Here is a 13,012-nt window from a genome sequence, read left to right as displayed (position 1 = left end):
AAATGAGCTTAATAGATCTCCTTACAGGAAACACAAGCAACCAGGTTGCTGAACAGGCTGAAAATAAATTCGGAATCAATAGAAACCAGGTGATTGCTTTATTGGCAGTAGCTACTCCTCTTATCATTTCTTATCTTAGAAATAAATCTCAGGATGCAAAAGAAGCTGAAGCACTTAACAATGCTTTAGACAAGGATCACAATGGAAGTATCTTAAACGATCCTTCACAAATTGAAGCCAGACAGGCTGAAGGTGGTTCTATTCTTGACCATATTTTTGGCGGACAAAAGAGTACCGTAGAAAACCAATTATCTCAAAATACAGGAATTTCAATTGATAAAATAGGACCAATTCTTGCCATGTTAGCACCAGTTGTTATGGGATACATTGGCCAGCAAAAACAGCAAAGTAATGTTGGAGCGGGAGGTCTGGGAGACCTTTTAGGAGGAATCTTAGGAAATGCTTCCAATCAGGCACAATCCCAACAATCCAGTCCGTTAAATGACATTCTTGGAAGTGTTCTGGGTGGCGGACAGGCTCAGTCATCAGGAAATCCTTTGAACGATATCCTAGGAAGTGTACTTGGCGGCGGCGGAAACCAACAGCAACAAGGAGGCGGTTTAGGAAGTATCCTGGGAAATATTTTCGGAAAATAATTAATTTAATTTGTCATAGTAAAAGACCGGAGAAAATTTCTCCGGTCTTTTTTATTGTTCTTACTTTTTAGATTTTTCTGCGGCTGCTACAAAAGATTTTGACGCCTTTCTGGGCCTTCTTTTTCCGTAACTTCCGGAATTGATCTTACCTCTTCTTGATTTTTTGTCTCCTTTTCCCATAGTAATAAATATTTGTTGTCATTACGAATTTAAGAAATACATCACTAAAATACAAACACTTAACCTAATTAAAGTTTTATAAAAAGCAAGAAGATAGAGTCTGCAAAAGGTTTATTGACCTAATTAAATCACTGTTTCCTTTTCTTATACCTTAACTGTTTTCCATTTTCCTTTTCTAAACAGAATAAAAGCAACAATGGTTATTAAAGTTTCTGCTGCAGGAATTGAAATAAATACTCCTTTCGGTCCTAATTCCATATGTTTGGAAAGAATATAGGCTAAAGGAATCTGGAATAACCAGAACCCAAAAAGATTAATCCAGGTTGGCGTCCACGTATCACCAGCTCCATTGAATGCATTAATCATTACCATTCCTATACCATAGAAAACAAAGCCAATACTCATAATGTGAAGTGCGTTTTTAGCAAAATCCTTGATCTCTGCTTCCTGAGTAAAGAAACTCACTAAGAAATTACCGAAAAGGACAAAGATCAAACTTACAATCACCATAAAAATCACATTGTATTTTACTGTTTTCATTACAGACTGTTCAGCTCTCAACATTTCATGAGCTCCCATATTCTGTCCCACCAAAGTGGATGCTGCATTGCTAAGCCCCCAAGCCGGAAGCATAAAAAACATCATTAATCTTAAAGCGGTCTGATACCCGGCTGATGCATTCTCACCACCCGTAGTCGCCACCAGCTCCGCAAGGAAGATCCAGCTGCATGAAGCAATCACAAACTGGAAAATTCCGGGAGTGGCTATTTTGATAATAGATTTAATTAATTCAGAATCGGGCTTAAAATAAGATAATTTAATTCTGATCTGTGTATCTGCCACTAAAAGATGATACAACTGGTAAATTACCCCGATGCTTCTTCCAATAGTAGTTGCCAAAGCCGCTCCTGTAAGCCCCATTGCAGGAACAGGCCCTAGGCCTTTAATCAGCAGAGGACAGAGAATAATATTTGCAATATTTGCAATCCATAAGCTCTTCATAGCAATCATAGCATTTCCAGCTCCTCTAAAGATTCCATTAATAAGGAATAGAAGCATAATTACCGTGCTGCTTCCCATCATAATTCTTGTAAAGTTTTTCCCATAAGCAGCAGCTTCCGGTCTTGATCCCATCAGAATCAGAATTTCTTCGGCATACACAACTCCTAAAACACTTAAAATAAGTGTTATTCCAAATGAAACCAATAAGACCTGTGCTGCACTTCGGGAAGCCTGTTCCGGATTTTTTTCACCTATTCTTCTCGCTACCATCGCTGTTGCTGCCATACTCATCCCAATGGCAATAGAATACATTACGGAAAGTACAGACTCTGTAAGCCCAACAGTCTGAATAGCGAAACCGCTCTCCTTCAGATGCCCTACAAAATACAGGTCAACCAGTGCAAATACTGATTCCATAGCCATTTCCAGCATCATAGGGATTGCAAGAAGTAAAACTGCACTTCTAATGTTTACCTTCGTAAAATCAGTTTCTTCTCCACTGAAAGCTTTTTTTAAAAAGTCAATATATTTAGTCATTGTTATGGTTATAATTTATATATCCTCAAAAGTACAAATCTGGTTTGTAGTAAGTCTTAGCAATTGACAATAAAATTAATCAGAAGTTTTTTTATTTATAAAACCTGCAAAAATCTTATCTTTGCCAACGAAAAAATCAAGGTTCAGGACTGAGCCTTAAACATTGAACTTTAAACAAATAATTATGTTTCGATCACACACCAATGGAGAGCTATCTCTGAAAAATCTGAATGAAGAAGTTACACTATCTGGATGGGTACAGACTATCCGTGATAAAGGATTTATGATTTGGGTAGATCTTCGAGATCGTTACGGAATTACCCAGCTGGTTTTTGATCAGGAACGTTCTTCTGCCCAGCTGATGGAAGAAGCTAAAAAATTAGGCCGTGAATTTGTTATCCAGGCTACCGGAAAAGTTATTGAAAGAGTAAGTAAGAATCCTAATATCCCTACAGGAGAAATTGAAATTTTAGTTGAAAAGCTAACAATCCTGAACGATTCTCAACTTCCTCCTTTCACAATTGAAGATGAAACCGACGGTGGAGAGGAATTAAGAATGAAATACCGTTATCTGGATATCAGAAGAAATCCGGTAAAAGATAAATTGATCTTCCGTCATAAAATGGCTCAGAAAGTAAGAAATTATTTATCTGATGAAGGTTTCATTGAAGTGGAAACTCCTGTTTTGATTAAATCTACTCCCGAGGGAGCCAGAGACTTTGTTGTTCCAAGCAGAATGAACCCTGGACAATTTTATGCATTGCCACAGTCTCCACAGACTTTCAAACAGCTTTTGATGGTAGGTGGAATGGATAAATATTTCCAGATTGTAAAATGTTTCCGTGATGAGGATTTAAGAGCCGACAGACAGCCCGAATTTACACAAATCGATTGTGAAATGGCGTTTGTAGAGCAGGAAGACGTAATGAACGTTTTTGAAGGAATGACTAAAACTCTTTTAAAAGATATTACAGGTCAGGAATTCGGAGATTTCCCAAGAATGACTTTTGCTGATGCAATGAGAAAGTACGGAAATGACAAACCGGACATCCGTTTCGGAATGGAATTCGTAGAACTTAACGAGCTTGTAAAAGGAAAAGACTTTAAAATATTTGATGAAGCAGAACTTGTTGTCGGAATCAATGTAGAAGGATGTGCAGACTATACAAGAAAGCAGATTGATGAGCTTGTGGATTGGGTAAAACGTCCACAGATCGGAGCTTCAGGAATGGTTTGGGTTAAATTCCAGAATGATGGAGTGAAAACCTCATCTGTAAACAAATTCTATAACGAAGAAGATTTAGCGAAGATCATTGAAAAATTCGGAGCTAAAGAAGGAGACTTAATGTTGATTCTTTCCGGAAATGAAAATAAAGTAAGAGCTCAGCTTTCTGCCTTGAGAATGGAGCTTGGTAACCGTTTAGGATTAAGAAAAGGAAATGTATTTGCACCGCTTTGGGTTGTTGACTTCCCTCTATTGGAATGGGATGAAGATACTGAAAGATACCACGCCATGCACCACCCTTTCACCTCTCCAAAACCTGAAGATATTCATTTACTGGAAACTGATCCGGGTAAAGCAAGAGCTAACGCTTACGACATGGTACTTAACGGAAATGAAATTGGAGGAGGATCTATCAGAATTTTTGACAAGGACCTTCAATCTAAAATGTTTGACCTGTTAGGATTCTCAAAAGAAGAAGCAGAAGCTCAGTTCGGATTCTTAATGAACGCATTTAAGTACGGAGCACCGCCACATGGTGGTTTAGCATTCGGATTTGACCGTTTGGTAGCAATCCTGGATGGAAACGAAGTCATCAGAGATTATATTGCATTCCCTAAGAATAATTCCGGACGTGATGTCATGATTGATGCACCTGCATCCATTGCTGATGCACAGCTCGATGAACTAGAATTAAAATTAGATTTAAAAGCATAAATTTAAGCGGGGTATTTGCCCCGCTTTTTTATACTATGGAAATTTTTATTCAGATACTTACTTTAATTAAGTATGTATCATTTTTGGGAATTGCAATATTTATAATACTGATTCTATTAAAAAAAATAATATATCATCCTCCCAACACACTAGATCAAGCTAAAGAAAAATCTTCAAAATACCAGTCTATATTAGGTTTATCCATTTCATTAAGCATTGCTTGTATTGTAGGCAGCAAAAAACTTATAAAACATGATTTCCAAAAAATGCTGAAAGAAAATAAGATTCTCTTAGTAGAAGTCAACGGATTTCCCTTCGCTCAGGAAGATGCCGCTGACCTTTTTACAAAATTTGAAGAAGATCCCGGACGTTTTTATTGTGAATCTTATTTAGGGTATATTACTTTTGAAAATAATGAGTCTATTCCTATCGAAGTTATTCAACATTGTTATGAGGAAAACAAATATATTATTGTCTCCAGGCAGTATTCAACTGATGTTACCATTGGAATCATAACGACTTCAAAATTCAATCATATAAAAAATAATAATTCTTCCACAGACCAACAATAGTCCTTGGAAAATTTGGTAGCGATCCTGAATGAATGAAATGAAGTAATCAGAGATTATATTACCTTCCCTAAGAACAATTCCGGGCGTGATGTCATGATTGATGCACAGCAATCCATTGTTTATGCACAGCTCGATGAGTTAGATATTAAAATTAGATTTAAAAGCATAAATTTAAAGTGGGGTATTTGCCCTGCTTTTTATTATGAAACAAAATAAAAGCGGGAAATGATCCCGCTTCTTCTTTATAAAGTCTTATTTAATTTTTAAAATCTGCTCTCTTCCCGGACCGGTAGATAGATATCCTACAGGAATATCCAATTCTGTTTCCAAAAAAACAATAAAATCATTTAGCTCTTTTGGAAGTGCAGAAGACTCTTTAATCACTGAAAAATCAGCGTCCCAGCCATCCAGCCATTTGAATATGGGTTTTGCATTTTCAGGAAGTGTTCCAGCATTGGTTTCAATAGTTCCGTCTTTCAGTTCATAATGAGTACATACTGCTACAGATTTTAATCCGCTCAGCACATCAGCTTTAGTTAAAACCAGCTGAGTAACTCCATTAATCATTACTGCATATCGTAAAGCCGGAAGATCCAGCCAGCCTGTTCTTCTTGGACGTCCTGTATTGGAACCAAACTCATTTCCTTTCGTTCTAATCTCTTCTCCCATTTCATCCAGGAGCTCAGTAGGAAATATTCCGTTTCCTACTCTTGTACAATACGCTTTGGCAATTCCATAGATCTCACCAATCTTTTTAGGAGAAATCCCTAATCCGCTGCAGGCTCCTGAAGCTGTAGTTGATGAAGACGTCACATAAGGATAAGTGCCGTGATCAATATCCAGTAATGCAGCCTGAGACCCCTCGGCCAATATGGTTTTTCCTTCAGATAACGATTTGTTCAGAAATAATTCAGTTTCGGTACAATTGAATTGTTTTAAAAATTCCACTGCATCAAAGAACTCTTCACGAATTGACTCTAAAGAGGGTAATTCCATGCCTCCCTCAGACAAAAACTGATAATCCCTTTCCAGAATACGTTCTACCCTCTCTTGGAAATCCGGCGAATACATATCCCCAATTCTTACATTTTGTCTTAAAATTTTATTTGAATATGCCTGAGCAATACCGTTCTTCGTTGTTCCTATGGTTGTGTAAGCAGGATTTTCTTCCATGAAAACATCCATAAGCTTATAAGTAGGCAATACAAAATGAGCCTTTTTAGAAATAATCAGATTCTTCTCTGGCTGAAGTGTTTCGTCGAACTTTTTTAAATTCAGAATTTCGTTTTTAAAGCTTACCGGATCCAGAACAGTTCCAGTCCCGATAACATTTTGTACCCCTTGCATAAAAATTCCTGAGGGAATCATTTTAAGGGTAATTCTTTTTCTGTTTCTTTCAATGCTATGTCCTGCATTCGAGCCGCCATTGAAACGGGCTGCAATATCATAATTTTCACTGATAAGATCTATAAACTTTCCTTTTCCTTCATCTCCCCACTGAAGTCCTAATACAATATCCATATCATTATTTTTATGATGCAAAACTATGGCAGCTTGAAAAGGAGACCATTGCCATTTGACAAAAAACGTATTTATGTGAATGTACAAGAGTTTTATTACAAGTATAAAACAGAAATTGGTTTCAAGTCTATTTTTAATCTAAATCGTGTTGATTAAGTTTTGGCTAAAGCCAATGGAAGGTTTTTAAAATGATAGGACGCGCTAAAGCCCATCCCTATTGAATATTTACAATTCATATGAATCATTTATTTTACAGAAAAATAATAAGATCTATAATTTTTTGATTAATAAGCTTTCTTCAACTTTAACAACTGCATTACTCATTAATATTCCTCCTGATCCTGCTCAACGATGAGGGTGTTACTCCAAGATAAGAGGCCAACATAGACTGTGGAACCCTATTGGCAAGCCCTGGATAATGGTTAAGAAAGTGAATATATCTTGATTTTGCATCCTGATTAAGCATGATACTCGCCACTTTAAGTTTATTTTCAGCAACAAATCCGTGAATTCGGGCAAATAAAACAGGCCATATCGCAATTTTTTCCTCCAATACTTTAAAATGATTGAGGTCTATAACAAGTAAAACAGCATCTGTAATTGCTTCTATATATTCATGGGCAGGAAGTTGATCGGTAAACCCTTGAAAATCTCCAATGAAGCGGCCTTCATAAATAAAATAACGGGTAAAATCATCACCATCTTTATTATAATACAAAGATCTGAACACTCCTTTCTTCACAAAAGCGATCTTTTGGCTTACTTTTCCTGCCTCTACGAAAATTTCCCCCTTCTTCACTGAAATTTCCTGGATTCCCTCTGTAATCAGAAGCTCATCCTGTGCATTTAGCAATCCAAATTTTTTGATGTAATTAAAAAGCTCTTCCATGTTATTTTATCCACAGATTGCGGAAATATAAAGATATAAAAGTAGAATATAAAAACAATTGTCATTTGACAAAAAGCGTCAAACACATACCACACGGTTCTCCATCGGCATGTTAATTGCTTGATTTTTAAAAACGTAAGACAATGAAAGCAATTTGGAATGGCGCCATTGGCTTCGGTTTAGTAAATATCCCTGTTAAAATTTACTCAGCAACGGAGACCAGCAAACTGGACCTTGATATGCTCGATAAATCCGATTTTTCCAACATTCGGTTTAAGAGAGTTAATGAAAATACAGGAAAAGAAGTAAAGTGGGAAAACATTGTTAAAGGCTATCTTATGGATGATAAATATATCGTCCTTGATGAAGAAGATTATGAAGCAGCAAGCCCGGAAAAGACAAAAATACTTTCCATTGATCAGTTTGTAAAGGAAGAAGAAGTAGACAGTGTTTATTTTGAAACCCCTTACTATCTTGAACCGCAAAAAAATGGTGAAAATGCCTATAGGCTTCTATTAAAAGCTCTTGAAAAAACAGGAATGGTAGGCATCGGTACATTTGTGCTTCGTGAAAGTGAGGCTATTGGGATGATACGGCCCTACAATAACGATATATTGATTTTAAACCGTCTTAGGTTTGATCAGGAAATAAGAGATTATTCGGATTTAAAAATCCCTGCTCATAAGGCTCCAAAACCTGCTGAGCTGAAAATGGCTGTAAATCTTATTGAACAGCTTTCCCAGGAGTTTGATCCCGCTATGTATAAAGATACCTATTCTGATGACCTGCTGAAAATTATCAAGCAGAAAGCAAAAGGTAAGAATATTAAAACCAGAAAAGCACCGGCTGCTAAAGAAGGTAAAGTAATTGATCTTATGGCTCAGTTAAAAGCCAGCCTGAATAATTCCAAATCCAAATCTGCATCGTAATGGCTCTTAAAGATTATCAACAGAAACGTAAGTTCAACGAAACAAGTGAACCCAAAGGAAAAGCAAAAAGGAGTAAAAATAAACTGGTTTTTGTTGTCCAAAGACATGCGGCAACGCGTCTTCACTATGATTTCCGATTAGAAATGGAAGGCGTACTAAAAAGCTGGGCTGTTCCGAAAGGCCCTTCATTGGACCCTCAGGACAAACGCCTGGCTATGATGGTAGAAGATCATCCTTACGATTATAAAGATTTTGAAGGGAATATTCCTGAAGGTAATTACGGAGCGGGGCAAGTAGAAGTGTGGGATAGCGGAACTTATGAACCTCTGGAAGAAAATAACAAAATTTCTGATGAACAGGAATTGTTGAAAGAACTTCATGCCGGTTCCATAAAATTTATCTTACACGGTAAAAAACTGAAAGGTGAATTTGCACTGGTGAAAATGAAAAATTCGGAAGACAATGCATGGCTGCTCATTAAACATAAAGATGAATTTGCCGAAAGCCCTTATAATGCGGAAGAAAATACATCCTCCAAATCTTTGGTTACAAAATTTCTGGAGGAAAAAAAAAGCCTAAAAACAAACAGAAAAAAGAAGTCATAACTTCAGAAAAAAGATTCAGGAGCTTTAATGCTTTAACGAATGAGAAAAAACTTAAATCTTTCATTAAGCCTATGCTGGCCAAACCTTTTGATAAAGCATTTGATGATAAAGACTGGCTTTTTGAAATAAAATGGGACGGTTACAGAGCTATTGCCGATCTCAGCCATGATGAACCTCTCTTCTATTCCAGAAACGGAATTTCATTTTTATCAAAATTCGATGCAGTAGCTCAGGATTTTGTTCGGCAAAAATATCAAATGATCCTTGATGGAGAAATCGTAGCATATGACGATCAGGGGAAACCTAGTTTTCAGCTTTTACAACAAATTGGAGATAATCCCAATCTCGCTTTAGTCTATCAGGTTTTTGACCTTCTTTGGCTCAATGGTCATTCTACAGAAGAACTTCCGCTTGTTCAACGGAAAGAGCTTTTAAAAGAAGCGTTAATTGAAACAGATACAATTAAATATTGCGATCACATCCCTGAAAAAGGCATTGCTTTTTTTGACCAAATGAAAAAGATGAAACTGGAAGGAATGATTGCAAAAAGAGCAGATAGTCAATATGTAGAAAATTACCGAACCACGGACTGGCTTAAGATTAAATTTTCCAATACGGAAGAAGCTATTATTTGTGGATTTACAGAACCCAGAGGTTCACGGGAAAGTTTCGGAGCTTTGATTCTGGGGAAATATGTGAATAATGAATTGATATATTGTGGCCATACCGGAACAGGTTTCAATAATAATTTACTGAAAGAGCTTTATCAAAAGCTTAGGAAGTTGATGGTAAAATCTTCCCCATTTGAAACCATTCCAAAAACCAATATGCCCGTAACCTGGGTAAAGCCGGAATTGGTTTGCGAAATCAAATACTCAGAAATTACCAAAGACGGTATTTTCCGCCATCCTGTTTTTGTTGGCATTCGTGAAGATAAAGAACCCGAAGAAGTAAAGGACGCAACAGATCTGACTATTCAACCTAAAAAATCCAAAACAATGAACGCTAAAGCACCTTCTAAAAAAGAAAATTCGGAAAAAGAACAGGAAATCACGCTCAACAGGCATGTTGTGAAACTGACCAATCAGGATAAAGTCTATTTTCCAAAAGATGGAATTACTAAAGGGGATGTAATAGATTATTATCAGTCGGTAGCAGAATATATCCTGCCATACCTTAAAAACCGTCCTTTATCTCTGAACCGTTTTCCAAATGGTATTGAAAAGCAGGGATTTTATCAGAAAGATGCCGGAGATCATATTCCTGACTGGATAAAAACGACACAGGTTTACTCTGAATCTAATGATAAATATATTGATTATATCTACTGTAATGACAAGGCAACTTTAGCTTACCTGAACAATCTCGGATGTATTGACCTTAATCCCTGGAACAGCTCTCTTCCTGATCTTGAGCATCCCGATTATCTTGTTTTGGACCTTGATCCTTCAAAGAAAAATACTTTTGATGAGGTTATTGAAACGGCCCTTCAGGTTAATGAAGTTTTAAAAGCTATCAAAATTAAAGGATATTGCAAAACTTCCGGAAGTACAGGGATTCATATTTACATTCCGATGGGTGGCAAATATGATTTTGACCAGGTGAAAGACTTCGCCCATATTCTGATGAAACAGGTTCATGAAAAACTTCCTGAAATTACAACATTGGAAAGAAGCCTTCAAAAAAGAGATTCCAGTAAAATATACCTTGATTATCTGCAGAACAGAACCGGACAGACACTGGCAAGTGCCTACAGCCTCCGTCCAAAACCAGGAGCCTCCGTTTCTATGCCTTTGGATTGGGATGAATTAAAACCGGGACTTTTACCTACAGATTACAATATTGAAAATGCCCTTGAAAGAATTAAAGAAAAAGGAGATCTGTTTAAACCTGTTTTGGGTAAAGGAATTGATATGATGAAGGCACTGGAATTATTGCAAAACATGGATAAATAAAAAACTCCTGCGTCAATTCTAATGCAGGAGTTTCTATGATAATTTTAAATTGTGGCCAATAATTATTTATTGTAAACATGAATATCTCTCTGCGGAAAAGGGATTCCTATTCCGGCCTGGTCTAAGGCTTCTTTACAATCAATGATAAGCTCTTCATTTAATTTCCAGAAGTTTTCTGTAGTAGCACTCACTCTCACTGACAGATTAATTGCACTGTCACCAAGCGCTGTTACCATTACCTGAGGTGCCGGCTCAGCAAGAGCATACTGATTCTTTTGAATCACTCTCATCAGAACTTCTTTCGTCTGTTTAAGATCAGCATCATAAGCAATTCCTATATCCAAAGAGGTTCTTCTTGTCCCTAACTGGGTAAAATTGGTGATGCTGTTATTGGAAACCACTCCATTAGGAATAATGATTAATTGATTTTGTGGAGTAATCAGCTTTGTATGAAAAATATCAATAGCCTGTACCGTCCCGGAAACCCCGGAATTAGTGGAAATAAAATCTCCTATTTTAAAAGGTTTTAATAACAGAATAAGGATTCCCCCAGCAAAGTTTGTCAAAGATCCCTGCAAAGCCAGGCCTACGGCTAAGCCTGCCGCACCAATCATCGCTACAAAGGCTGAAGTCTGTACTCCTAATTGGGTAACCACTACAATGAAGAGAAGAATATTAAGTCCCCAATTGATAATATTAAGAAGGAAGTGCTGTAAAGATGCTTCCATATTACGTTTTTTGAAACCTTTCTCAACAAGTTTCTTAATCATCCTTATCATCCATGATCCGATCAGATAAATCAGTAATGCAGAAACCACTGCTGTAAAGATTCTCGGTGCCCATGAAATGGCAGAAGATATTAAGGTATCCCAATGCTTTTGAATGTTGTTCAATTGTAACTCGTCCATTTTATACTACTTATTTTTATATATCATAACAGATATTTATCCCTATTTACACAAGACTTTAAAAATGAATTTTGAATAATTCTTTACAATACAATGTAACCTTAACTCTTGGGAAGTTAAAATCAATGATGATATACATTACAGTAGATTGGCAGCTGAACAGATAGTTCCAGCTTACTCAATGATCATTTTTAGAATCCGAATCTTGCGAGGAAGAATAATTCGGGGCTATCATTACAAAAAAAATACCGAAGTCTCTTTTCAGAGAAAAATATTTTCTAAAAATAAATACCGAACAGTAAAAATTAAAGAATTATGGCAATTTTGCGGCCAGGCTTTCTGGTAAAAGTCTTAAGATATGATAAATAATTTTCCATTTAAAATTAGGAACAATGGTAAAGGAGTTTCCGGCATTTACAATAAATTTCGCTACATACTCCGGCTCCATGATTAAAGATTCATTCAATTTCAGGCCATCATTAATCTTAGTTCTAATATACCCAATAACTAAGGCATTAACTGTTATTTTTCTGGAGGCAAGCTCCTGTCTTAACCCTGCCAGATACTGAGTGAAAGCAGCCTTAGTACTTCCGTATACAAAATTGCTTTTCCTTCCTCTTACTCCGGATAATGAAGAAAGCCCTATGATTCTTTCCAGATTTCTATTACTTTCATCCATCGCGATGATGCTCAGAATAGAAACTCCACCCATATAATTAACCTCCATCATTTGTTTAGCCCCTTTAAAATCTCTCAAGGCTTTTTGATTATCTACCAAAAAGCCCGCTGAATACACCGCAATATGAGGTTTTACAGCAAGACCGTTATAAAATTGTTGATGAGAATCAAAATCTGCAGCATCAAAATACAACACCGTCACTTTATTCTGATCCAGATTATTGGATGCTATAAAGTCCTCCAATGATTTTGTATTTCTGGAAGCCGCCATTACAGAAAATCCTTTTTCAAGATATTGGATAATGCATTGTTTGGCTACATCTGAATTGGCTCCTAAAATGAGAACAGTTTTGCTTGTGTTTTGATTCATACGACAAAGATAATTTTTTATTGAATATCAATTTTACTGATGCTTTCACAAATGAGCATAAAGGTTTTGGTTATAAATCAAATTTTGAGAAATGAAGAGGTGGTTTATGAGATTCTTGACTTCGTTCAGAAATCGAAGAGTCGACGTAGTCAATGACAACATCTGCATTAAAAAGTAATAGTCTTCCGCCAATACCCAGTCACAAATTAATATATTTATCTAGTATGTAAAAAATGCCGCGGGTGAACTTCGTTCACCCGCCGCAGCAATA

12 protein-coding genes and 1 pseudogene are annotated in these 13,012 nt (G+C 36.5%); 7 read left to right on the top strand and 6 right to left on the bottom strand.

The annotated features are described in order from the left end of the window. Positions 1–2: 2 nt before the first annotated feature. Positions 3–656, top strand: a complete 654-nt coding sequence (locus tag BBH99_RS15860) for a DUF937 domain-containing protein (protein ID WP_066697867.1) — start codon at positions 3–5, stop codon at positions 654–656. A 60-nt stretch (positions 657–716) separates the two neighbouring features. Here the strand turns inward: BBH99_RS15860 and BBH99_RS15855 are convergent, their stop codons facing one another. Both BBH99_RS15855 and BBH99_RS15850 read right to left on the bottom strand, forming a co-directional pair. Continuing rightward, the gene (locus BBH99_RS15855; protein WP_066697865.1) at positions 717–836 is read right to left on the bottom strand and encodes a 30S ribosomal protein THX; all 120 of its coding nucleotides are present in this window, start codon (positions 834–836) and stop codon (positions 717–719) included. A 144-nt stretch (positions 837–980) separates the two neighbouring features. Beyond that, the gene (locus tag BBH99_RS15850) at positions 981–2,375 is read right to left on the bottom strand and encodes an MATE family efflux transporter (RefSeq protein ID WP_066697863.1); all 1,395 of its coding nucleotides are present in this window, start codon (positions 2,373–2,375) and stop codon (positions 981–983) included. 184 nt (positions 2,376–2,559) lie between these two features. On the opposite strand from BBH99_RS15850, the gene aspS reads away from it, so the two are divergent. The 3 genes and pseudogenes from aspS to BBH99_RS23100 form a co-directional block, all read left to right on the top strand. Continuing rightward, positions 2,560–4,314, top strand: a complete 1,755-nt coding sequence (gene aspS / locus BBH99_RS15845; RefSeq protein ID WP_066697862.1) for an aspartate--tRNA ligase — start codon at positions 2,560–2,562, stop codon at positions 4,312–4,314. 35 nt (positions 4,315–4,349) lie between these two features. Further along, a complete protein-coding gene (locus BBH99_RS15840) occupies positions 4,350–4,886 on the top strand; it encodes a hypothetical protein (protein WP_066697855.1) in 537 nt (178 codons plus the stop codon). Between the two features lie 36 nt (positions 4,887–4,922). Continuing rightward, positions 4,923–5,102 (top strand): annotated as a pseudogene (locus tag BBH99_RS23100) (hypothetical protein); the annotation flags it as partial. Between the two features lie 36 nt (positions 5,103–5,138). On the opposite strand, the gene BBH99_RS15835 reads toward BBH99_RS23100, so the two are convergent. Together BBH99_RS15835 and BBH99_RS15830 are read right to left on the bottom strand one after the other, a co-directional pair. Continuing rightward, positions 5,139–6,407 (bottom strand): adenylosuccinate synthase, encoded by a 1,269-nt coding sequence (locus tag BBH99_RS15835; RefSeq protein WP_066697854.1) that lies wholly within the window; start codon positions 6,405–6,407, stop codon positions 5,139–5,141. A 316-nt stretch (positions 6,408–6,723) separates the two neighbouring features. Beyond that, on the bottom strand, positions 6,724–7,296 hold the full coding sequence (locus tag BBH99_RS15830; protein ID WP_066697852.1) for a Crp/Fnr family transcriptional regulator: 573 nt from the start codon (positions 7,294–7,296) through the stop codon (positions 6,724–6,726). A gap of 143 nt (positions 7,297–7,439) precedes the next feature. Between BBH99_RS15830 and ku the strand changes: the two genes are divergently transcribed. The 3 genes from ku to ligD all read left to right on the top strand — a co-directional run bounded on the left by ku (position 7,440) and on the right by ligD (position 10,785). Further along, positions 7,440–8,225, top strand: a complete 786-nt coding sequence (ku, locus tag BBH99_RS15825) for a non-homologous end joining protein Ku (protein ID WP_066697850.1) — start codon at positions 7,440–7,442, stop codon at positions 8,223–8,225. Beyond that, positions 8,225–8,830: a DNA polymerase ligase N-terminal domain-containing protein gene (locus BBH99_RS15820; RefSeq protein WP_066697849.1), complete on the top strand. Its 606-nt coding sequence runs from the start codon at positions 8,225–8,227 to the stop codon at positions 8,828–8,830. Before ku ends, BBH99_RS15820 begins: the two co-directional genes overlap by 1 nt. Before the next feature lie 71 nt (positions 8,831–8,901). Beyond that, positions 8,902–10,785: a DNA ligase D gene (ligD, locus tag BBH99_RS15815; protein ID WP_066697847.1), complete on the top strand. Its 1,884-nt coding sequence runs from the start codon at positions 8,902–8,904 to the stop codon at positions 10,783–10,785. A gap of 62 nt (positions 10,786–10,847) precedes the next feature. Here ligD and BBH99_RS15810 read toward each other — a convergent pair whose 3' ends face one another. Beyond that, on the bottom strand, positions 10,848–11,693 hold the full coding sequence (locus BBH99_RS15810; RefSeq protein ID WP_066697845.1) for a mechanosensitive ion channel family protein: 846 nt from the start codon (positions 11,691–11,693) through the stop codon (positions 10,848–10,850). A 313-nt stretch (positions 11,694–12,006) separates the two neighbouring features. Beyond that, positions 12,007–12,741 (bottom strand): SDR family NAD(P)-dependent oxidoreductase, encoded by a 735-nt coding sequence (locus BBH99_RS15805; RefSeq protein ID WP_066697843.1) that lies wholly within the window; start codon positions 12,739–12,741, stop codon positions 12,007–12,009. Positions 12,742–13,012: the final 271 nt, after the last annotated feature.

The organism is Chryseobacterium contaminans, from assembly GCF_001684955.1.
Lineage (GTDB): Bacteria > Bacteroidota > Bacteroidia > Flavobacteriales > Weeksellaceae > Chryseobacterium > Chryseobacterium contaminans.
This window is presented reverse-complemented; position numbering and strand designations above follow the sequence as displayed.

Excerpts from the sequence above, each read along its gene's own strand:
- BBH99_RS15860 (WP_066697867.1), top strand. The coding sequence starts at position 3 with ATGAGCTTAATAGATCTCCTTACAGGAAACACAAGCAACCAGGTTGCT.
- BBH99_RS15855 (WP_066697865.1), bottom strand. The coding sequence starts at position 836 with ATGGGAAAAGGAGACAAAAAATCAAGAAGAGGTAAGATCAATTCCGGA.
- BBH99_RS15850 (WP_066697863.1), bottom strand. The coding sequence starts at position 2,375 with ATGACTAAATATATTGACTTTTTAAAAAAAGCTTTCAGTGGAGAAGAA.
- aspS (WP_066697862.1), top strand. The coding sequence starts at position 2,560 with ATGTTTCGATCACACACCAATGGAGAGCTATCTCTGAAAAATCTGAAT.
- BBH99_RS15840 (WP_066697855.1), top strand. The coding sequence starts at position 4,350 with ATGGAAATTTTTATTCAGATACTTACTTTAATTAAGTATGTATCATTT.
- BBH99_RS15835 (WP_066697854.1), bottom strand. The coding sequence starts at position 6,407 with ATGGATATTGTATTAGGACTTCAGTGGGGAGATGAAGGAAAAGGAAAG.
- BBH99_RS15830 (WP_066697852.1), bottom strand. The coding sequence starts at position 7,296 with ATGGAAGAGCTTTTTAATTACATCAAAAAATTTGGATTGCTAAATGCA.
- ku (WP_066697850.1), top strand. The coding sequence starts at position 7,440 with ATGAAAGCAATTTGGAATGGCGCCATTGGCTTCGGTTTAGTAAATATC.
- BBH99_RS15820 (WP_066697849.1), top strand. The coding sequence starts at position 8,225 with ATGGCTCTTAAAGATTATCAACAGAAACGTAAGTTCAACGAAACAAGT.
- ligD (WP_066697847.1), top strand. The coding sequence starts at position 8,902 with ATGCTGGCCAAACCTTTTGATAAAGCATTTGATGATAAAGACTGGCTT.
- BBH99_RS15810 (WP_066697845.1), bottom strand. The coding sequence starts at position 11,693 with ATGGACGAGTTACAATTGAACAACATTCAAAAGCATTGGGATACCTTA.
- BBH99_RS15805 (WP_066697843.1), bottom strand. The coding sequence starts at position 12,741 with ATGAATCAAAACACAAGCAAAACTGTTCTCATTTTAGGAGCCAATTCA.